Origin of the sequence: Tardiphaga sp. 619_E2_N8_4 (genome assembly GCF_051810905.1) — a bacterium.
GTDB classification, from domain to species: Bacteria; Pseudomonadota; Alphaproteobacteria; order Rhizobiales; family Xanthobacteraceae; genus Tardiphaga; species Tardiphaga robiniae.
The window spans coordinates 3475786-3494306 of record NZ_JBPWQJ010000001.1 but is presented as its reverse complement, the minus strand read 5'-3'; the positions used below and the strand labels follow the sequence as shown (position 1 = coordinate 3494306).

At 62.3% G+C, this 18521-nt stretch carries 21 protein-coding genes; 8 read left to right on the top strand and 13 right to left on the bottom strand.

Going from position 1 to position 18521, the window contains the following annotated elements; translation table 11 throughout:
* Positions 1-202: 202 nt before the first annotated feature.
* The gene (locus AB8A23_RS16700) at positions 203-1165 is read right to left on the bottom strand and encodes an aliphatic sulfonate ABC transporter substrate-binding protein (protein WP_439058890.1); all 963 of its coding nucleotides are present in this window, start codon (positions 1163-1165) and stop codon (positions 203-205) included.
* Between the two features lie 423 nt (positions 1166-1588).
* Here AB8A23_RS16700 and AB8A23_RS16695 point away from each other — a divergent pair, with 423 nt between their 5' ends.
* The 3 genes from AB8A23_RS16695 to AB8A23_RS16685 all read left to right on the top strand — a co-directional run bounded on the left by AB8A23_RS16695 (position 1589) and on the right by AB8A23_RS16685 (position 4143).
* A complete protein-coding gene (locus AB8A23_RS16695; RefSeq protein ID WP_089265635.1) occupies positions 1589-2497 on the top strand; it encodes an aliphatic sulfonate ABC transporter substrate-binding protein in 909 nt (302 codons plus the stop codon).
* 66 nt (positions 2498-2563) lie between these two features.
* Positions 2564-3346: a MetQ/NlpA family ABC transporter substrate-binding protein gene (locus AB8A23_RS16690; RefSeq protein WP_439060507.1), complete on the top strand. Its 783-nt coding sequence runs from the start codon at positions 2564-2566 to the stop codon at positions 3344-3346.
* Positions 3347-3468: 122 nt separating this feature from the next.
* The gene (locus AB8A23_RS16685) at positions 3469-4143 is read left to right on the top strand and encodes a peptidoglycan recognition protein family protein (RefSeq protein ID WP_093762138.1); all 675 of its coding nucleotides are present in this window, start codon (positions 3469-3471) and stop codon (positions 4141-4143) included.
* Positions 4144-4146: 3 nt separating this feature from the next.
* Here the strand turns inward: AB8A23_RS16685 and AB8A23_RS16680 are convergent, their stop codons facing one another.
* Entirely contained in the window at positions 4147-4968 is an 822-nt protein-coding gene (locus tag AB8A23_RS16680) for an aspartate dehydrogenase (protein ID WP_439058891.1), read from the bottom strand.
* Positions 4969-5281: 313 nt separating this feature from the next.
* Between AB8A23_RS16680 and AB8A23_RS16675 the strand changes: the two genes are divergently transcribed.
* Both AB8A23_RS16675 and AB8A23_RS16670 read left to right on the top strand, forming a co-directional pair.
* Positions 5282-6118, top strand: a complete 837-nt coding sequence (locus tag AB8A23_RS16675; protein WP_439058893.1) for a siderophore-interacting protein — start codon at positions 5282-5284, stop codon at positions 6116-6118.
* A 31-nt stretch (positions 6119-6149) separates the two neighbouring features.
* Complete coding sequence (locus AB8A23_RS16670) at positions 6150-7628, top strand: GH1 family beta-glucosidase (RefSeq protein WP_089264755.1); 1479 nt, start codon at positions 6150-6152, stop codon at positions 7626-7628.
* 1 nt (position 7629) lies between these two features.
* Here the strand turns inward: AB8A23_RS16670 and AB8A23_RS16665 are convergent, their stop codons facing one another.
* From AB8A23_RS16665 to AB8A23_RS16645, 5 genes are read right to left on the bottom strand one after another with little or no spacing between them, the layout of a single operon-like run.
* On the bottom strand, positions 7630-8475 hold the full coding sequence (locus AB8A23_RS16665) for a phosphodiesterase (protein ID WP_439058895.1): 846 nt from the start codon (positions 8473-8475) through the stop codon (positions 7630-7632).
* Positions 8475-9536, bottom strand: a complete 1062-nt coding sequence (locus AB8A23_RS16660) for an ABC transporter ATP-binding protein (RefSeq protein ID WP_089264756.1) — start codon at positions 9534-9536, stop codon at positions 8475-8477. Before AB8A23_RS16660 ends, AB8A23_RS16665 begins: the two co-directional genes overlap by 1 nt.
* Complete coding sequence (locus AB8A23_RS16655; RefSeq protein ID WP_089264757.1) at positions 9533-10318, bottom strand: ABC transporter permease; 786 nt, start codon at positions 10316-10318, stop codon at positions 9533-9535. The genes AB8A23_RS16660 and AB8A23_RS16655 overlap by 4 nt, the downstream gene beginning before the upstream one ends.
* A gap of 4 nt (positions 10319-10322) precedes the next feature.
* Positions 10323-11138 (bottom strand): ABC transporter permease, encoded by an 816-nt coding sequence (locus tag AB8A23_RS16650; protein ID WP_439058896.1) that lies wholly within the window; start codon positions 11136-11138, stop codon positions 10323-10325.
* 42 nt (positions 11139-11180) lie between these two features.
* On the bottom strand, positions 11181-12188 hold the full coding sequence (locus AB8A23_RS16645; protein ID WP_089265637.1) for an ABC transporter substrate-binding protein: 1008 nt from the start codon (positions 12186-12188) through the stop codon (positions 11181-11183).
* A 210-nt stretch (positions 12189-12398) separates the two neighbouring features.
* Here AB8A23_RS16645 and AB8A23_RS16640 point away from each other — a divergent pair, with 210 nt between their 5' ends.
* The gene (locus AB8A23_RS16640; RefSeq protein WP_439058897.1) at positions 12399-12812 is read left to right on the top strand and encodes a hypothetical protein; all 414 of its coding nucleotides are present in this window, start codon (positions 12399-12401) and stop codon (positions 12810-12812) included.
* Positions 12813-12821: 9 nt separating this feature from the next.
* Here the strand turns inward: AB8A23_RS16640 and AB8A23_RS16635 are convergent, their stop codons facing one another.
* Positions 12822-13091, bottom strand: coding sequence for a hypothetical protein (locus AB8A23_RS16635; RefSeq protein WP_231080251.1), 270 nt, complete (start codon positions 13089-13091; stop codon positions 12822-12824).
* 171 nt (positions 13092-13262) lie between these two features.
* The gene (locus tag AB8A23_RS16630) at positions 13263-13511 is read right to left on the bottom strand and encodes a hypothetical protein (RefSeq protein ID WP_089264761.1); all 249 of its coding nucleotides are present in this window, start codon (positions 13509-13511) and stop codon (positions 13263-13265) included.
* Between the two features lie 209 nt (positions 13512-13720).
* Here AB8A23_RS16630 and AB8A23_RS16625 point away from each other — a divergent pair, with 209 nt between their 5' ends.
* Both AB8A23_RS16625 and AB8A23_RS16620 read left to right on the top strand, forming a co-directional pair.
* Positions 13721-14866, top strand: coding sequence for a GGDEF domain-containing protein (locus tag AB8A23_RS16625; protein ID WP_184517961.1), 1146 nt, complete (start codon positions 13721-13723; stop codon positions 14864-14866).
* Positions 14793-15212, top strand: a complete 420-nt coding sequence (locus AB8A23_RS16620) for a hypothetical protein (RefSeq protein ID WP_439066040.1) — start codon at positions 14793-14795, stop codon at positions 15210-15212. The genes AB8A23_RS16625 and AB8A23_RS16620 overlap by 74 nt, the downstream gene beginning before the upstream one ends.
* 8 nt (positions 15213-15220) lie before the next feature.
* Here the strand turns inward: AB8A23_RS16620 and AB8A23_RS16615 are convergent, their stop codons facing one another.
* Genes AB8A23_RS16615 through argE form a run of 4 tightly spaced genes read right to left on the bottom strand, consistent with a single transcriptional unit; the run spans position 15221 to position 18497 of the window.
* The gene (locus AB8A23_RS16615) at positions 15221-15829 is read right to left on the bottom strand and encodes a glutathione S-transferase (protein WP_439060508.1); all 609 of its coding nucleotides are present in this window, start codon (positions 15827-15829) and stop codon (positions 15221-15223) included.
* 8 nt (positions 15830-15837) lie between these two features.
* The gene (locus tag AB8A23_RS16610) at positions 15838-16263 is read right to left on the bottom strand and encodes a GlcG/HbpS family heme-binding protein (protein ID WP_439058900.1); all 426 of its coding nucleotides are present in this window, start codon (positions 16261-16263) and stop codon (positions 15838-15840) included.
* A 48-nt stretch (positions 16264-16311) separates the two neighbouring features.
* Positions 16312-17322 (bottom strand): NAD(P)H-quinone oxidoreductase, encoded by a 1011-nt coding sequence (locus AB8A23_RS16605; RefSeq protein WP_439058901.1) that lies wholly within the window; start codon positions 17320-17322, stop codon positions 16312-16314.
* Positions 17322-18497 carry an acetylornithine deacetylase gene (gene argE, locus AB8A23_RS16600; protein WP_439058903.1) on the bottom strand — a complete coding sequence of 392 codons (1176 nt, stop codon included), beginning with the start codon at positions 18495-18497 and terminating at the stop codon, positions 17322-17324. Before argE ends, AB8A23_RS16605 begins: the two co-directional genes overlap by 1 nt.
* Positions 18498-18521: the final 24 nt, after the last annotated feature.

The following is an 18521-nucleotide window of genomic DNA, read 5'->3' as shown; positions in this document are numbered from 1 at the left end:
GACGTTTCTGCGCAGTTGTGAAGCACGGGGCCGGCCTGCGTGTCGCGGGCGCCGTGGCTGCAACCTACTGATTTCGGGCATTATTTCAACCGCACTGCACAAATGAGGAAAATCCAGCGGTTTCAATGGCCTGCGGGAGTAAAAGAGTGCCGGGAGACGGCTGGTGACAGCGCTAATCGTCTCCCGGCGAGTTTTCGGGAGCTCAGGAGCCCGGAGTCCAGGTCCAGACGATGTCCTTCACATTGATCGCCTTGGGGATCAGGCCGAGCTTGTGGAAACGATCCGCCGTTTCCTGCTGGGTGGCAATGATCCGGTCATTGATCGGCACCACCGTGTAGTTCGACCGCTCGACGGCCCGCGTGGTCGCCGCCTTGTCGACACCGGTCGCCTCCTGCAGCCGCGTCGCAACCTCGGCGCGATTGGCTTCGGCCCACTTTCCTTCATCGGCAAAGGTCTTGTTGAACAGCGCGACGATGTCCGGATGCCTGGTGGTGAAATCCTTGTTGGCGAGGAAGAACGAAATGGAATCCTGCACATCCTTGGAGAAGGCAATCACCCGCGCCTGTTTGCCCTCGGCGAGCGCCAGATACGGATCCCAGATCGACCACGCGTCGATATTGCCACCGGCGAATGCCGCCACCGCGTCGGCGGGGCCGAGATAGACCGGCGTGATATCCGCATAGGTCAGTCCGGCCTTCTCCAGCGCGGCGATGATCGTGTTATGCGCGCTCGATCCCTTGCCAAAGCCGACCTTCTTGCCTTTGAGATCGGCGAGCGTCTTGATCGGCGAATTCTCGGGAACGACGATGCCCTGATTGTAGCCGCGCGACGGGATGGCGGCGATATAGACGAGATTGGCACGCGCAGCCTGCGCGAAGATCGGCGGCGCGTCGCCGGCATAGCCGAAGTCGACATTGCCGGTATTGATGGCTTCAAGGATCGGCGGCCCGAACTGGAATTCGACCCATCGGACGCTGATGCCCTTTTCCTTGAACACCTTCTCCAGCGTCGCGCGCTGCTTCACCGCCGGGAAGATGCCGGCCTTCTGGAAGCCGATGCGGATTTCCTTCAACTCCTGCGCCGCGGCTGGCGATGCGATCAGCCCCGCTGACAGCAACAGTGCTGCGGAGAGACCTGCGACCACAGATCGTCGGGAATAGGACATGCGCTGTTGCTCCATTTGCGCCCGGGGGATGCAAGGGCGTGATGGTCAAACGCTACGCGCGATTGCGAAGATTGTGCTTTCAAAGGTCGCGGGCAGTCTGCAAGTTTTGCAATCCTGACGTCGGCTCCCGGAGCAGCTTCATCTCCGCCGCGGGGAAATAACCTGCTCTTCCGGAGCCACCCGGAAGGCATGCAGAGAACGTTTCCGCTGCACAACAAGGCCATCGCAGCATGCCTGCATCGCCGCGCCCGGAACTACAGTTGGCCATTTCATTGACGGAAACGCGCCGCTCTCGCACCTTTGCTGCTCACGAAACATCATCAGCAAAGCAGTGCCAACATGCTTCCGATCCACATCGCCCGCTTCATCGAACGCTTCGTGTTCCGGCGCACCCGGGCGCTGCAACTGGCCGCCGTGGCCTCCATGCTGTCGGTCTCCTTCGCTTGCGCGCAGACACCGGACACGGTGCGCATCGGCTATCAGAAGTCGTCGACGCTTATCGCCGTGCTGAAGACCAATGGCGAATTGGAGAAGGCGCTCGCGCCGCTCGGCGTGAAGATCAGCTGGCATGAATTCACCAGCGGCCTGCCGCTGCTCGAAGCCATCAACACCAACAATGTCGACTTCGGCGCCGACGTCGCCGACACCGTGCCGCTGTTCGCGCAGGCGGCCGGCGCCAAGCTCGCTTACATCGCCGAGGAAGCCGCCTCGCCTGCCGCGCAGGCGATTGTGGTGCCGGCGGAATCGCCGCTCAAGACGGTCGCCGATCTCAAGGGCAAGAAGGTCGCGGTGACCAAGGGTGCCGGCAGCCACTTCCTGCTGCTCGCTGCGCTGAGCAAGGCCGGCCTCACCTTCAAGGACATCCAGCCAGCCTATCTGCCGCCGGCCGACGGGCGCATCGCCTTTGTCGGCGGCAATGTCGATGCCTGGGTGGCATGGGACCCGTTCCTCACCAGCGCACAGCGCCAGTCCAACGCCCGCGTGCTGGCCGATGGCAGCAACGGCCTTGCCAGCTACAAGCGCTACTACCTGTCGTCGGCCGCCTATGCCGACAAGCGCGGCGATGTCCTGAACGTCATTTTCAAGAAGCTCGATGAAACCGGCAAATGGGCCAAGGCCGAGCCGAAGGAAGCCGCCAAGCTCCTCTCAAGCCTATGGGGCATCGACGCCGCCACTGTCGAGGAAGCCAACAGCCACCGCTCCTACAAGGTCGGCGCCGTCACCAAGGCCGGCCTGTCCGAGCAGCAGATCATCGCCGACGCCTTCTTCAACGAAAAGCTGATCCCCGTGAAGGTCGATGCCAGCGACGTGAAGATCTGGGCGCCGAAGTAATCCCATTCTGACATTCCCTGAAAGACAACGACAATGAAGACCGTCCTCTCCGTCATCGCCGCCGCGATGCTCGCCCTCGTCTCCTTTGGCGAGCATGCCAATGCGCAGTCCGCCACCAAACCCGAACTCAAGGTCGGTTTCGTGCCCGGCCCCTATATCGACGGCTTCAAGAAGGGCGTCGAGCCCGAGCTGAAAAAGAAGGGCTACACCGTCAAATATTATGAGTTCTCGACGGGCCTGGAAGCCAACACCGCAGTGTTCAAGAACGACATCGACGCCAATGTGATGCAGCATACGGTGTTCCTCGACAGCTATAACCAGCGCCAGAAGACCGATCTCACTGGCATCATCACGGTGCCGACGCCGCCGATGGGTCTCTATTCGACCAAGCACAAGACATCCGATGCCGTGAAGGCCGGCGCCACCGTGGTGGTGCCCAATGATCCCGTGAATCTGCAGCGCGCGCTGTGGATCCTGCGCGATCTCGGCTGGATCGAGATCAAGGACAACAACCCCGTCGATGTCACCGAGCTCGACGTGATCAAGAATCCAAAGGGCATCAAGATCGTGCCGCTGGAGAATGCGCAGGCGCCGCGCGCCCTTGGCGATGCCGACTTCGCCGCCGTACAGGGCAATTTCGCGATCTATAGCGGGCTGAAGCTGACCGAGGCCTTCGCGCTGGAAAAAATGACCAAGCCCTACACCAATGTCGTGGCTGTCCGCCGGGGCAATGCCGAGGCGCCATGGGCGAAGGACATCGTTGCGGCCTATCAATCGGACACGTTCAAGACCGCGATCCGCAACGACAAGTTCTACGCCGGCTTCACCCTGCCCGAATACTTCAACTGAGCGCAACCTACGCGCGCAGGCTGCCCTGGCGCGACGATCATACCGAGCCGCGGATTTGACTCCCAGCGCGGCTCGGTTACGCTTTCCGGAGGCGTTATGAGACGCCTTCGGAAACGAGGGACATGAGAGATCGGATCGTCGGGGTATTGCTGGCTTTGTGCGCGATCGCCACACCGGCGACCGCCCAGACGCTGTCAAACTTCGAGATCGCCGCCCGCTCCCGCGGCACCCCCGACATTCCCGGTCTCAACATGGTCTGGCTAAGGCCATGGACGGATCTCCGCCACGCCCGTGAATGGCGCAACATCGTCGTCCATCAGTCGGAAGGCGCGGTCGGCTCCGCCTGGCGTAACGCGGTCGCGCAGATGCAGAAACCCGATCGTCGCGGCGTCGCCATCTGGATCGAGACCGACGGCACGGTTTACTGGTCGACGCCCGAATGGGCGGTGCCGAACCATCTCAACCGCGGCAACCGCAACGACAACAAGTATATCGACAACAGCGGGACCTATCAGCAGATCGACAATGACTCATCGATCGGGGTCGAGTTCGTCGGCAACTACCCCAATGTCCGCAAGCCGCCGACTGACGCGCAGATCGCAGCCTGGCGCGTACTCGTCCGCGTGTTGCAGGCCCGCTACGACATTCCGAATGAGCGCGTCTTCGCCCATAACTGGATCGACTACAAGGATCGCCGCTACTGCGAGGGCTGCGAGCTTGCCAGGATCGCCCGGACCCAGGGAATCGAGACTGCGCAGCAGATAGCCCCTGCGCATCAAGCCGAGAGCAGCAAGTAGGCCTTACGTTCCGACGCGCAGCGCCGCGCGCTGCTTGCGCAGATAGGCAATCACCGACAGCGCGGTGATGCGGCCGGTCTTCGGGTTCTCTGACGGGATGTTTTCGATCTGCATCGAGAACCGCGCGGAATCCGAATTCACCTCGACACGATGGACGTTGCGGGTCAGCGCCGGATCGGCCCAGATTTCCAGCGTCGTGGCATCAGGCCCCGCGCCTGCGAGCGATAGCGCGACGGCGACATTGAGATTGGCGGGAAAGCCCTTGGCGGCTTCGCGCGCCGTGCCCTCGAAAATCTTTAGGGGTTCGGTGATGTTCTCGATGTCGATCTTGTTCTCGACGATATAGGGCGCGCCGGCGAGACCCTTCACCGGCTTGCGCGTTACCATGCGGACCGAGTTGATCTTGCCCTCGGCTGCAGCCGTCACCGCGTCGAGGCCGATCAGCGCCCCGGTCGGCACCACGATCTGACCGCCGTTCTGCTTGGCCAGCGCGACGAGATCCTCATTGAACAACAGCGCTCCAGCGCTCAGCACGATCGCGGTCTTGCCCTTGCTGACGAACGGCTTGACGATCTCAGGCAGCAACGCCGCGGGCGCACATTCGATCACGATATCGGCGACATCCACGAGATCCGCGATCGGCAGCACCGGCGGCGCCTTGCCGAGACCGGACAGGAACGCCTGATGCTTCTCCGGATTCTGCACGGCGACCGCCGCCAGAACCAGACCGTCGATACCGCGGTCCAGGGCTTCGGCTACCTTGCGGCCGATCGGGCCAAGGCCAACAATGGCCACGCGCGTGGGAGACTTTGCTTCAGTGCTCATTACGTCGATCTCGTCCAATGATTCAGGGGCATGCCGCCACATCCGGAAACGGTTCTCCCCCGGAAAGGCTGCAATGTCCATGCGGTGACGTCACCCAGTTTAGAAGGCTTCCGGCCTCACGCCATCGTGCAGCACGTGCGACAATCCCGGGCTTGCACGTAAAAGGACGTTTCGCTACCTCTGCCGTGATTGCTGTCTCGGCGAGGCCGCACGTAAGCGTTAACGTGAACCAACGCGCCGATCGAACCTGATCCAGGCTCGACCTGCGCGACATCGTGTCAAACAGGCCGATCTGGATTCCCCGGGAATCCACATGACCGACACATCTTCAGACACCATTTCCAACGATCGTCATCGCATCACGCGCGTTCGTCACGAGTTGAAACGCCGTCTGCTGACCGTCAAGCGCGTGACGCCGGTGACGCCGCATATGAAGCGCATCACCCTCACTGGTGACGACCTCGATGGCTTCGTCAGCGCGTCCTATGACAACCACGTCAAGGTGTTCTTCCCGCGCCCCGGCGAAGCCGAGCCCCTGATGCCCGCCTTCAGCGAAGGCCGCGTGCTGGTCGATGAGAGCGCGCGGCCAATCGCGCGGGACTACACGCCGCGGCGCTATGACGAAGCCGCGAAAGAGCTCGACATCGATTTCGCCATTCATGATGCGGGGCCTGCCACGACCTGGGCCACCCAAGCCAAGCCAGGCGATAAAGTCGGTATCGGCGGCCCGCGCGGCTCGTTCGTGGTGCCGGACGACTTCGACTGGTACCTGCTGATCGGCGACGAAACTGCCCTGCCCGCCATCGGCCGCCGACTTGAAGAACTGCGTCCTGCCACACGGGCCATCGTGATCGCGGAAGTCGCCGATGCTGCCGAGGAGCAGATCTTCGCATCCAAGGCCTCCGTCACCATCAACTGGTTGCATCGTGGCCAGCAGAGCGCCGGTTCGACCACCCTGATGGAAGATGCCCTGCGCAGCCTCAAACTTCCCGTTGGCGACGGCTACGCCTTCATCGCCGCGGAATCCGAAGTCGCCAAGCGCCTCCGCAGGATTCTCGTCGACGAGCGCCAGCATCCCAAGGTGTGGGTCAAGGCGTCTGGCTATTGGAAAGGCGGCGCAGAGAACTATCATGAACCGCATGACGATTGATCGTCACATCTGCAGATAGCAGGGAGTACCGGTGTCCCATCGTTTCACGCGCCGCGATTTTGCCGGAGCGGCCGGCGCGCTCGCCGCCGGCCTCGCCGTCCCGACTGCGCAGGCCGGGGCTCAAACAGTCTCGGTCACACCGGCGGCGCTTCCCAACGACCGGCGTTTTCCGGCGGATTTCGTCTGGGGCACCGCAACGTCGGCCTATCAGATCGAGGGCGCCGTCTCGGCCGAAGGCCGCGGCCCCTCAATCTGGGATAGCTATTCGCACACGCCGAACAAGATCCGTGGCGGCGGCAACGGCGACCACGCGGTGGATCATTTCCGTCGCTACAAGGAAGACATCCAGCTAATGAAGGCGTTGGGCGCCAAGGCCTATCGCTTCTCCATGTCATGGTCGCGCGTATTTCCGACCGGCGTGGGCACGCCCAATCCGCAAGGGCTGGATTTCTACAACCGCCTCATCGACGAGCTATTGGCCAATGGCATCGAGCCATACGCCACGCTGTATCACTGGGATCTGCCACAGGCGCTGCAGGACCGCGTGGGCGGCTGGGCGTCGCCAGATACATCGAAGGCGTTTGGTGATTATGCCGCCCATGTCGCACAGCGCATCACCGACCGCGTCAAAAACATCTTCACCATCAATGAATGCGGCACCTTCGTGGATTTCGGCTACGGCCACGGCCCGGTGGAGCTCGCGCCCGGCCTCAAGCTGCCACAGTCGCAGCTCAACCAGGTTCGCCATCACGTCGCACTGGGCCACGGCATGGCCGTGCAGGCGATCCGCGCCAATGGGCGTACGGACACCAGGGTTGGCCTCGCCGAGAATGTCGCATCCTGCGTCCCGGCCATTGAGACGCCTGCCAATATCCGCGCAGCCGAAATCGCAACGCGCGAGATGAATGGCGGCTACATGACCGTCATTCTCGAAGGCAGATATACCGATGCATTCCTGGCCTATGCCGGCAAGAATGCGCCGAGCTTCACCGCCGAAGAACTGAAGATCATTTCTTCCCCCGTCGATTTCGTCGGTCTCAACGTCTACATGCCGCAATATTATGTGGTAGCGAGTGGGGATCAAAACGGCTTCGCACTGGTGCCGTTCCCGACCTCGTTCCCGCGCATGGATTCGGACTGGCTGCGGATCGGGCCGGAGGCGCTGTATTGGGCGCCCCGCAATGTCGCCAAGGTCTGGAACGTCAAGCAGATCTATATCAGCGAGAACGGTACATCGGCCGCCGACCGGCCGGCCGGTGACGGCAAGATCCACGACCTCGACCGCGTCATGTATCTCAGGAACTATCTCACGCATCTGCAGCGCGCGACGTCGGAAGGCATCCCCGTAAGGGGGTATTTCCACTGGAGCCTGATGGATAATTTCGAGTGGTCGGATGGCTATGAAAAACGCTTCGGGCTGTATCACGTCGACTTCGCGACGCAGAAACGAACGCCGAAGCTGTCAGCCGAATTCTATCGCAGCCTGATCGCGGCCAACGCGCTGGTCTAGCTCAGAGCAACTTCCCATCCGCGCCGAAGAACGGATGCGGGCCGTCGAAGTCGCCGATCGGCACCTGATGCGTGACCAGATGGCCGCCCTCCTCGCCATCCGGAAACCAGACATGCAGGTGGAAAGCCGGCGGCTCGACACGGAAGGACGGCGGACGCAATTCGGCGATGTCGAGATCGACCGCATGGTTCGGCGCCGGGCAAATGGTCGCAACCGTCCCGGCGAATGTCGTCAGTGTCGCGCGATGGACGTGGCCGGCGGCGACGATGCGCACGCGCGGATGCCTGCGGACGATGGCAGCGAGCTCATCCGCGTTGAACAGGTCCTGCACGTCCATATGGGTGATGCCCGTGCGGAACGGCGGATGATGCAGGAACAACAATGCCGGCCGCTCGCGCGATGATGCCAGCGTGGCATCCAGCCACTCCAGCGTTGCCGCTTCCAGCGTGCCGTGCGGCTTGCCCGAAACATGCGAGTCCAGCAGGATGATATCGAGCGGGCCAACCGTCCGCGCCTGATCGAGCGGGCCCGACGACTTGGCATAGGCCCAATCGGGAAATGCCGCGCGCATCATGTCGCGGGCGTCGTGATTGCCGGGAACACCGATGAACGGGATCTTGAGCGGCGCCAGCAGTCGCCACAGATACTCGTATTCGCCGGGCGTCGGCGTATCCACGAGATCGCCGGAGATGACGACGAGATCGGGCCGCGGATCGAGTGCGTTCAGCTCGGCCACACAGCGCTCCAGCGCCTTGGCCGTGTCGACCTTGCCATAGGCCAGCTCGCCCGGCGCCTTGATATGCAGATCGGAGATCTGCGCGATGATGGTGGGCTTAGGCTTCAACATCAGTCTTCTTTCGGCAACACGCGAACCGCTTGAGGCGTGACCGACAGGCCGACGCGCTCCCCTGCACGCACATTGATGGTGTTCGGCGCGTCCACCGTCAACGGCTTGTTCGCCGCACCCGTCACCACGAGGCGCTGGCGATCACCGATAAAGGCGACGCTTTCGACCATGCCGCGCAGGAAGGCGTCCGCCTCGGCGACAATTCCGATGGTCTCCGGCCGGATCATCGCCACTGCCGCAGCGTTGTCGGCGGCGGCATCGAGCGCCAGCCAGCCACCGGGCAGCGTCAGCCGACCGCCGCTCACCGGCCCCTCGACGATATTGGCCGCACCGACGAATTCGGCGACGAAACGATTCTGGGGAGCAAAGTAGATCTCGCGCGGCGTGCCGATCTGCGCGATGGCGCCCTTGCGCATGACAACGATACGGTCGCCGAGTTCCATCGCTTCGGCCTGATCGTGAGTCACATAGATCGCGGTGATCCCGAGCGAGCGCAGCAGGTTGTTGAGTTCACTGCGCAGCCGGTCGCGCAGCGACGCATCAAGCGCTGTCAACGGCTCATCTAGCAGCAGCACGCGTGGACGCACGGCCACCGCCCGCGCCAAAGCTACGCGCTGACGCTGGCCGCCAGATAATTGATCGATACGGCGGTTTTCGAGCCCGCCGATATTGGTCAGCGCCACCATTTCGGCGACACGCGCCGCGCGCGCGGCCTTGTCAACGCCGCGAATCTTCAGCCCGTAGCCAATGTTCTCGGCCACCGTCATGTTGGGAAACAGCGCATAGGACTGGAACACCATGCCGACATGACGCTGCTCGATCGGCACCGCAGTCATGTCTGTCTCGTCGAACAGTACGCGGCCGCCGACATCGGGTGTCTCCAGCCCGGCGATGATCCGCAGCATGGTGGTCTTGCCGCAACCGGAAGGGCCGAGCAGAACCAGCGTCTCGCCTGACACGATATCCAGCGAGGCCGGCGCCAGCGCCTGCGTGCCATCCGGAAAGGTCTTGCCGCAATTCTCGATATGAACGGCCGCACCGTGGCCCGCAATCCCGCTCATTTCTTTTCGCCCTTCTCGGCAAACATCTGCATCGCCACCAGAAGAGGCACAATCATGATGAAAAAAATCAGTGTGTAGGCCGATGCCACTTCGAGCCGCATCGACGCGTAGCTGTCGGCGAGACCGACCGGCAGCGTCTTGGTGAGCGGCGTGTGCAGCATCCAGGTCAGGTTGAATTCGCCGAGCGACAGCGTCACCACCATCAGCGATCCGGCGAGAATGCCGGGCATGGCGTTCGGAACGATGACATTGCAAAACCGCGCCCATGGCGACGCACCGAGCGAGGCAGCCCCCTCGTCCAGCGTCTTGATGTCCACCGAAGCGAACACCGCCATCACCGAGCGCACCATGAAGGGCATGGTGAAGACCACATGGCCTGTGAGGATGAACAGCCACGACTGCCGGAAGCCACCGAAACCGCCATAGGTCAGTAGCAGCGCCAGCGCGATAGCCAGGCCGGGAATCGCCAGCGGCAGCGTGATGATCTCCTCGATCACGCGCGACAACCTCCCGCCCTTCACGTGTAGTCCATAAGCCGCGGGCACGCCGACAACCAGCGTCACCGCCAGGGTCGCGAAGGCGATCAGGAACGACAGCCCGATTTCACCGGCATAGAGGTTCCAGACCTGCACCACCCATTGCAGCGTGACGCCCGACTGGATACCGCGAAAGTAATTGACGGTGACGCCGGCGGAAATCGACAACACAACGGGCACGACGAGAAACGCCGCAACGAGCAGTGTAAATCCGAGCTGGCCAGCGAAGATGAGGCGATCGCGCATCGGCTTACCCCGCTGCCGCGACAGCGCCGCCGCTCATTGAGCGGGCCAGCGCGAGGATTGCCCAGGCGATCACGCCGAGTCCGATCGACAGCGCCGCCGAGATCGCGAAATTCGCCGCCAATGTGAACTCGGTATAGATTAGCATCGGTAGCACATCGATGTCGGTCGCAAGCGTGAAGGCTGTCCCGAACGCACCCATAGCCGTCGCGAAGGCGATTGCGCCCGAGGCTACGAAAGCCGGCCCGAGCGCCGGCAGTACCACGTCGCGCTGGACCGCCCACGGGCTCGCACCGAGCGAACGCGCCGCCTCCTCCAGCCCGATATCGAGCTTTTGCACCGCGGCCATCACCGTGAGGATCACGCGCGGAATCGAGAAATAGAGATAGCCGAGAAACAGACCGAAGATCGAATAAGCGAACACGACTTTCTCACCCGTCACCGCGGCGGTGATGGCGCCGATCAGGCCCTGACGTCCTGCAAGGAGAATGATGAGAAAGCCGACCACGACGCCGGGAAATGCCAGTGGAAATGTCAGCATCGCGATCAGCACAGCGCGGCCGGGGAAGCGGTGACGCTGCAGGAACAGGCCGGCGATGGTGGCAATCACCAGCGTGGCGACGGTCGTCGCCGCAGCGAGTACGACCGTATTGATCAGCGTGGCGCGATAGCGCGGCTCGGTGATGATCGCGAGATAGGCGGACACGCCGCGCGATCCACCGGCACCGACGGCGAGCAATTGCGCCATCGGCAAGAGGAAGAAGGCTGCTGTCACCACCACGAGCGGCAGCAGGCAGATCCAGATGAAATTACGATGCGACATGAAATTATGGTGCCCCTGCCCCCGCCGGGGCACCATTGTGCATCAACGGACTTCGGCGAGATAGCGGTCGCTGAAGCCTTTCTGCGCCAGCTCCATCTTGCCCCAGTCCACGCTCTTGGCGCGGGCATATTCGCTGTCCGGCAGGAACTTGGCCTTCACGGCTTCCGGCAGTTCAATCTTGCGGGCCGGACGGAGGTAAGCATTGGTCCAGATCGCCTGGCCCTTGTCGGACAGGAGATAGTCCATGACCTTCTTGGCCTTGTCCTTGTGCGGCGCGTTCTTCACGAGACCGACCACATAGGGAAACACGACCGAGCCTTCGCAGGGAATGACGAATTCGAAACTGCCCTTCTCGGAATACTTGGCGCGATAGGCATTGAAATCATAGTCCAGCAGGATCGGCATCTCGCCGGAGACGACGCGGGCATAAGACGTCTGCTTCGGCACGATCGCGTCGTTCTTCTTCAGCTCCTTGAAGAAGGCGATGGCCGGATCGAAATTCTGGTCGGTGCCGCCGAGCGCGAGATTGACCGCAACAGCACCGACATAGCCGACGGCGGCCGAGGTCGGATCGAGATAGCCGACCATGCCCTTGTAGTCGGGCTTGGCGAGATCCTTCCAGCACTTCGGCACCGGCTTGCCAGCGAGGGCATCCTTGTTGACGAAGAAACCGAGCGTGCCGGAATGGATCGTGGTCCAGTAGCCTTCGGAGTCCTTCAGGCCGGCATCGACCTGATCCCAGCCAGCGGGCTTGTAGGGTTCGAGTGCATCCTGCGCCTTGGCCTTCATACCGAAGGTGACGCCGAAATAGCCGATGTCGCCGACCGGATTGGCCTTCTCGGCGAGGATCTGCGCCAGCGCCTGACCGGAATTCTTGTTGTCATGCGGCATCTCGATGCTGAGGTCGGTCTTCACCGCCTTGATCATCGACGCCCAGTCGGCCCATTCCGGCGGACAGTTGTAGCAGATGACATCCGCAGCACGGGCGGGCTGCGATAGGGCGGCGAGCGCCAGCGCGGACAGAGCAAATACCAAGCGGAACGGTTTCACGGCGATCGTCTCCATCCTGACGCAGGCTTTAAGGCCGGCGCATAGAAGTCTGAGGGGAATGCGTGACGCCCCACTATAGGCCGCGGATGAAACTTTTGCGACAAAGCCAACCCGCAGCGCATTTGTGCACCGCAATGACCGTGAAGCCCATCGACAACACCCCGCGGAGGATGTGAAATCGCCCGTCGCCGCTGATATTGGACCGTTGATGTGAAAGAGACGCCCGAACGCGATCGAGGCCTGCTCGGTCTGGTCGAACGACTCATGAGGAGGCCAGGCGATCCCGAACCGATCAGGACTGAGCCAGACGCGGACACCAGAGACGGTTTCGATCCGGTCGTCGCGGAGGAGAGTCCGGCGGCATCGCTGGAGCCGCAACTTGCGGTCGAGAGCACCCGCACGCTTGACCGCTCGGAAATCGCGGATGTGATCCTGCGCGCGCTAAGGGGTATCGATGGCTGTCCGACAGCCGGCTTCGAGGTGGTCGTCTATGGTACGCGCCCATGGAACGCCATGTTGCGCATCACGCCGGCCGCCGGCGCTGTGCCTGACGCGCGTGCCTGGCGCCAGCGGGTCCAGGACATGGTTCAGCTGTTGCGACATCAATACGAGTTGCGCGAATAGACCGGAGGCCTAGCCTTCCATGCGCACCAGCACGACCTCAAACGGCACACCGGGCCGTTGCTTGACGACACCTCTGCAGGACGCCGTCGTGGTCTTGGATGTCCCGACCAGATCAATCTCGACCTCGTCGATGCCGAAGATCGTTGGCTGGCCGTCCGCATGCCGGCGGGTCGCAATCGTCGCCGTGAAAGCATCGCCGTTCTGGATATAGGAACCGCTATAGGCAATCACCGTATCGCCGCCCGACAATCGACCATCAGCGAGCGTGATAATCCCCATGCCTTCCTTTTCGGGAATACGAAACCACGCCGAGTAACGGCCATCCGGGAGCATGACAAACCTGAACTGTAAGTTGCGGTACAGCCAATTACCACCAACCCATCAGAAAGACGTTAACCAGATCGGTCGCATTGAAACGATCGATCTCGCCTTCCCCAATGTAATGCCGCGCTACTTGCCGCCCCCGATATTGCCGCCCTTGATATGGCCGAGCGAGTTGCTGCCATAGGCAGAATTGCCGTGATTGCCGCTCATCGCGGCATTACCACGAAAGATCGCCGGCCCCCGCATCTGGCCATAGGCCCCGTAATATCCGTGGTGCGCCTTGTAGCCACGATGGACTTTCTTTGCAGACGCCGCCGTCGCCGTGAAACTCGCGATCATCAGTGCAGCTGCCGCCGTCGCCAGAATCTTTTTCATGTTCAACCCTCTGTAACGCCCTGCAGGAAAACGCCGGTAGCTGCGTCTCGTTCCGGCACAAAAACGATCTTACGACGATCTCCGGACATCCCTTCCATCGGTCTGGTAACGCTTTGCTCACCATACAAAATGGGTGGCCCCGACCGCGATCGGTGGTAAGTGGGTGCTGCTTATTGCGCATCAAATAAATTACACCGCGTTCGGACATCATGTTGCTAGATCAGTCCTCCATCTTCGCAGCGATCGGACTCTCGAGCGCGGCGCTCGCGCTCACATTGCTCGCCACCTGGCTCGTCGCGCGATCCGAGACCTATCTGCTGACTTGGTCGATCGGTCTCGCGACCACGGTCGTTGCCGTCATCATCTATGCAGGCTTCGAACAATATGATTCGAGGCTACAGCTCGCTGCATTCATATTGCTGCTTGTCGGCTTCGGGGTGATCTATGCGGGCACCACGCAATTCTGCTCGAACCAGGCACATTGGATCCGCGCCGCCCTCGTCACTACTGCAGGGCTCGTTCCGATGATCATCGGCTTTGCGCTTGGTTACACCGGCACCGGCACGATGGCCGCGAATTTTGGCACGGGCCTTCTCGTTGCGCTCTCGGCTGCGCAATATTGGCACGCGCGTGCCGAAGCACCGCTGCTGATGGTCGCAAATGCGCTACTCTATCTCGTCACGGCCGCATCGTTCGTGGCTTGCGGTGCCGAACTCTTGCGTACCGGGCAATTCGTGCTGACCGATCGACCGATGAATTGGGCAGAGCAGTTCAATTCACTGATGGTGATTGTCGGTCTGACCGGGATCGGTGCGCTGTCACTGACGATCAACCAGATCCGGACGTCGAACCGGCATAAATCCGATGCCATGACCGATCCTTTGACCGGCCTGCTCAATCGGCGCGCGCTGTTTGGCGAAAAGGTAACGGAGACAGCATCCAACACTGCAATTCTGGTGATGGATCTCGATCACTTCAAAACGATCAACGATCAGTTCGGCCACGCCGCCGGCGACCGCGTGCTGCGGGCCTTTGCCGAAGTCATCTTCTCGAACATTCGCGCCGAAGATGTTGCCGCGCGTCTGGGCGGCGAGGAATTCTGCATTGTCCTATCCGCGTCGAGCCCAAAAGCAGCGGCCGCTGTCGCCGAGCGCATCCGATCAACGCTGGAGACAAAGACGTTCCCGACTTCCGCCGGTGTTATCCACGCCACGGTCAGCGTGGGAATCGCGATCCGGTCAGCCGAGCCTGAAACGCTGCAGGCATTGCTTAGCCGAGCAGATGCTGCGCTCTACCAGGCCAAGGCGGCAGGCCGAAATCGCGTACAGATTTCTGATTTTCATCTGGCCGCCTGAGCCGCGCGACGCCCGGTTCCACGAAAAATTAAGCACTGGCTGGCAGCGTAAGATTTTTCGGCAGAATGCCCCGATGCCCGGTCAGAAAACCATTGCCATAGAGACGCTCAATCTGCTGCGCGCCTCAGAACCACGTCCCAACGACAGCCACCTCAAGGCGGCGTCGATCGTCGCTTTTCCGCTCGGCCCCATCGAGGTCGAGCAAATCACGCCGCGGTTCTTCGCCTCCTTCGCCATCGAAAGCCTGCTGCGCTCGATCTGCTACCGTGAAGAACAATGGCTGATCGACGCCCGGCACAGCCATGCCATGCGGATGACACTGAACTGGGTCGAGGCTGAAAGCTGACGACCGAATTACCCCTCGGCCGGAAACGTATCTCGCAATGACGGCCGCTCCGACACGGTTGCGAACCAGTCGGTCAGGGCCGGCCGCGAGCTGCGCCAGTCGAATGATGCGAAACGGAAATCCAGATAGCCGAGCGCACAGGCGATGGTGAGGCTGCCGATGCTGATGCGGGTGCCGAACACTGCGACCGTACTTTCCATCTGATCGAGCGCCGCGGCGATCTTGGTCATCTGACCATCGATCCAGTCCGCCGATCTGATCTCCTCGCTCCGGCAGGTATTTTCATAGCGCGTGAGCAGCGCCGCATCGAGCAAGCCATCTCCGAGCGCCTGCTCGGTGAGCACCTGCCAGCGCTCGGCGCCGCGCGGAAACAGCGAACCGTGTCCGAGGTCGTCGAGATATTCGCAAATCACCCGGCTGTCGAACAGCAGCGTGCCATCCGCCAGCTTCGCCGCGGGCACCTTGGCCAGCGGATTGAAACTTGCGATCCGCGCGTCGCGCTTGAGCGGATGCGCCGCACTCGGCAGCCGCACGATGCGATCGGCGATCCCCAGCTCGAGCGCACAGGCCATGACCTTGCGGACATAGGGCGATGTCGGCGCGTAGAACAGTTCGATCTTGGCGCTCATGGCTCCTGATCCTCCGCGTCGATGGCTGCCAGCGCGGCACGCGCGACTTCGACATCCTGCGCGCCGGTGCCCGACCCGACGCCGACCGCGCCGACGCACTGGCCTGCAATCACGATGGGCAATCCGCCTTCGAGATTGGTCAGGCGGCCACCGCCTGCGATGGCCAGCTTGATCTCGTCGGCGGGATTGAGCCGCGATGTCGGCTGCCGATGCGACGCGGCCGTGATGGCCTTGGACATCGATGTTTCCCGCGACAGCAATTTGGCGCCGTCCATGCGGACGAAAGCCAGCAGATTGCCGCCGTCGTCGACGATCGTGACGTTCTGCGCCACGCCGAGCTCTTCTGCCTTGGCGACGGCACCAGCCAGCGCTTTGAGCGCGCCTTCATGTGTCAGCTTGAGAGAGGGTTTAGTCATCGCCATGGGACTGCTCCTGTATCGATATGCGGCCTTTGCGCTCGACATCGCTACTCATGCGGCGGCGCCGGCCGGCAGCAGCAGCACTTTGCCGATGTTTTCATTGGCTTCCAGAATGCGATGGGCCTGCGCTGCCTCACCGAGCGGCAGCGTCCGCCAGATCAGCGGCCTCACCTCACCAGATGCCACCAGCGGCAGCACCTCGGCGCGGAGCGCGGTAGCGATTGCGGTCTTCTCCTCGTCGGACTTCGGCCGCAGCGTCGACGACGTCAGATACAGCCCCTTCCGCATCACCAAACCGAGATCGATCGGCACCACGCCGCCTTCCATGAAGGACAGGCTGACATGCCGTCCGCCCGGCGCCAGCGCATCGAGATTGCGCGCCACATAGGAACCGCCGACGATGTCGAGCACAACATCGACGCCCCGCCCGCTTGTGGCGTCGCGCGCTGCGACAACGAAGTCGTCGGTACGATAGTTGATGGCGATGGCGCCGAGCGCTTCCACCGCCTTCTTCTTGGCATCGCTGCCGACCGTGACGATTGGCGTCGCGCCGCGGGCGATGGCCATGCGGATGGCAATCGTGCCGATACCACTGGCACCGCCATGCACCAGCACGGTCTCGCCCTTCGACAACCGGCCGCGCTCAAACAGATTGTGCCAGACGGTGAACAGCGCTTCGGGCAATGCCGCCGCCTGCTCCATCGTCAGCCCCTCGGGCACCGCAAGACAATGCGACGCCTTGGCGATGCAATAGCGCGCATACCCCCCGCCTTTCACCAGCGCCATCACCACCTGCCCCTGTAAGGCCGCATCGCCACCGATCACGCGGCCGGCGACTTCGAGCCCGAGCACGTCAGTGACACCCGGCGGCAGCGGCACGGCACCACTCCGCTGCATCAGGTCCGGGCGATTGACGCCGGCTGCGGCGACCTCAATCAACACTTCGCCGGGGCCAGGAACGGGCACGGGTCGTTCAACTTGCGTAAGCACCTCGGGTCCGCCTGCCTGCGTTGCGATAATGGCCTGCATGGTGGACGTCATCGCCGAGCTTCCGTTCTTCATCAATTTCGTATCCACTCTTCACTCGGCCGACGCAGCAAATCCGCCAGCCTGTCCATCATCACGTTTGCGGCTGCGAGTTCGTCGAAGCCGATCCACTCGTCGGCTTTGTGCCCCCGCGCCATATCGCCGGGTCCGCAGACCAGCGTCGGAATCCCCGCCTCTGCGTAGAGGCCGGCCTCGGTACCGAAGGCGACTGTAGTTGCGGGTTGCGTATCGCCTGCCATTCTTGCGACCAGACGCGTCACAGCTGCGTCGGCGGCAGTATCGAGCCCGGGATAGGCCGACAGTTCCTCGGAGACGATGTCAGCTTCCGGCGCATTGGCGCGGAGCCGATCGCGCTCGCGTGCAACCACCTCATCGATCCGCGCGAGAATTTCGCCCGCGTCACGGCCGGGCATCGTGCGGATCTCGTATTCCAGCGCGGCCCGTTCCGGCACCAGATTGACCATGCTGCCGCCATGCAGCGAGCCGACGTGAATGGTCGTGTATGGCGGATCGAACGCCGCATCGCCGCCGCGCGCGACTTCCTCATCAGCGAAGGCACGCAGCGTATGCGCGATCGCAACGCCCGCATCGACCGCATTGGCCGCACGATGCGGCATCGCCGAATGACCGGTACGGCCTGTTACTGTCAGGCGACGCGCGACCTTGCCCTTGTGCGCGCGAACGACGCGCATCGTGGTGGGCTCGCCGATGATGGCGAGCACCGGTGGCACGACGGACTGCATGAGCGCACGCACGAGATCGGGGGCGCCGCGACATCCGACTTCCTCGTCATAGGAAAACGCAAGGTGCACGGGCGCAGCTGTCGCGGCTTCCTTCAGGCGCGGTACGTTTGCAAGAACGACGGCGAGGAAACCCTTCATGTCGGTCGCACCTCGACCATAGATGCGCTCGTCACGGATGACGCCAGCGAATGGCGGCACGGTCCAGGCCTGCCCCTCCACCGGCACGACGTCCGTATGCGCTGACAGGACCACGCCAGGACGATCCACGGGACCGATAGTCGCGAGCAGCGAGGCCTTGCGGCCATCAGGCGACGGCACGCGGCGCGAAGACACGCCCGCCGACGCTAGTATCCGCTCGATATACGCGATGATATCGAGATTGGAATTCACACTTATACTTTCAATACTGATCAGCTCGCAAAGTATTTGAGCTATTCGATCGATCATCTATACTCCAAATACTTTTACGAT

Coding starts and splice junctions, on each gene's coding strand:
- AB8A23_RS16700 (WP_439058890.1), bottom strand. CDS start 1,165: ATGTCCTATTCCCGACGATCTGTGGTCGCAGGTCTCTCCGCAGCACTG.
- AB8A23_RS16695 (WP_089265635.1), top strand. CDS start 1,589: ATGCTGTCGGTCTCCTTCGCTTGCGCGCAGACACCGGACACGGTGCGC.
- AB8A23_RS16690 (WP_439060507.1), top strand. CDS start 2,564: ATGCTCGCCCTCGTCTCCTTTGGCGAGCATGCCAATGCGCAGTCCGCC.
- AB8A23_RS16685 (WP_093762138.1), top strand. CDS start 3,469: ATGAGAGATCGGATCGTCGGGGTATTGCTGGCTTTGTGCGCGATCGCC.
- AB8A23_RS16680 (WP_439058891.1), bottom strand. CDS start 4,968: ATGAGCACTGAAGCAAAGTCTCCCACGCGCGTGGCCATTGTTGGCCTT.
- AB8A23_RS16675 (WP_439058893.1), top strand. CDS start 5,282: ATGACCGACACATCTTCAGACACCATTTCCAACGATCGTCATCGCATC.
- AB8A23_RS16665 (WP_439058895.1), bottom strand. CDS start 8,475: ATGTTGAAGCCTAAGCCCACCATCATCGCGCAGATCTCCGATCTGCAT.
- AB8A23_RS16660 (WP_089264756.1), bottom strand. CDS start 9,536: ATGAGCGGGATTGCGGGCCACGGTGCGGCCGTTCATATCGAGAATTGC.
- AB8A23_RS16655 (WP_089264757.1), bottom strand. CDS start 10,318: ATGCGCGATCGCCTCATCTTCGCTGGCCAGCTCGGATTTACACTGCTC.
- AB8A23_RS16650 (WP_439058896.1), bottom strand. CDS start 11,138: ATGTCGCATCGTAATTTCATCTGGATCTGCCTGCTGCCGCTCGTGGTG.
- AB8A23_RS16635 (WP_231080251.1), bottom strand. CDS start 13,091: ATGGGGATTATCACGCTCGCTGATGGTCGATTGTCGGGCGGCGATACG.
- AB8A23_RS16630 (WP_089264761.1), bottom strand. CDS start 13,511: ATGAAAAAGATTCTGGCGACGGCGGCAGCTGCACTGATGATCGCGAGT.
- AB8A23_RS16625 (WP_184517961.1), top strand. CDS start 13,721: ATGTTGCTAGATCAGTCCTCCATCTTCGCAGCGATCGGACTCTCGAGC.
- AB8A23_RS16620 (WP_439066040.1), top strand. CDS start 14,793: ATGCTGCGCTCTACCAGGCCAAGGCGGCAGGCCGAAATCGCGTACAGA.
- AB8A23_RS16610 (WP_439058900.1), bottom strand. CDS start 16,263: ATGGCGATGACTAAACCCTCTCTCAAGCTGACACATGAAGGCGCGCTC.
- AB8A23_RS16605 (WP_439058901.1), bottom strand. CDS start 17,322: ATGAAGAACGGAAGCTCGGCGATGACGTCCACCATGCAGGCCATTATC.
- argE (WP_439058903.1), bottom strand. CDS start 18,497: ATGATCGATCGAATAGCTCAAATACTTTGCGAGCTGATCAGTATTGAA.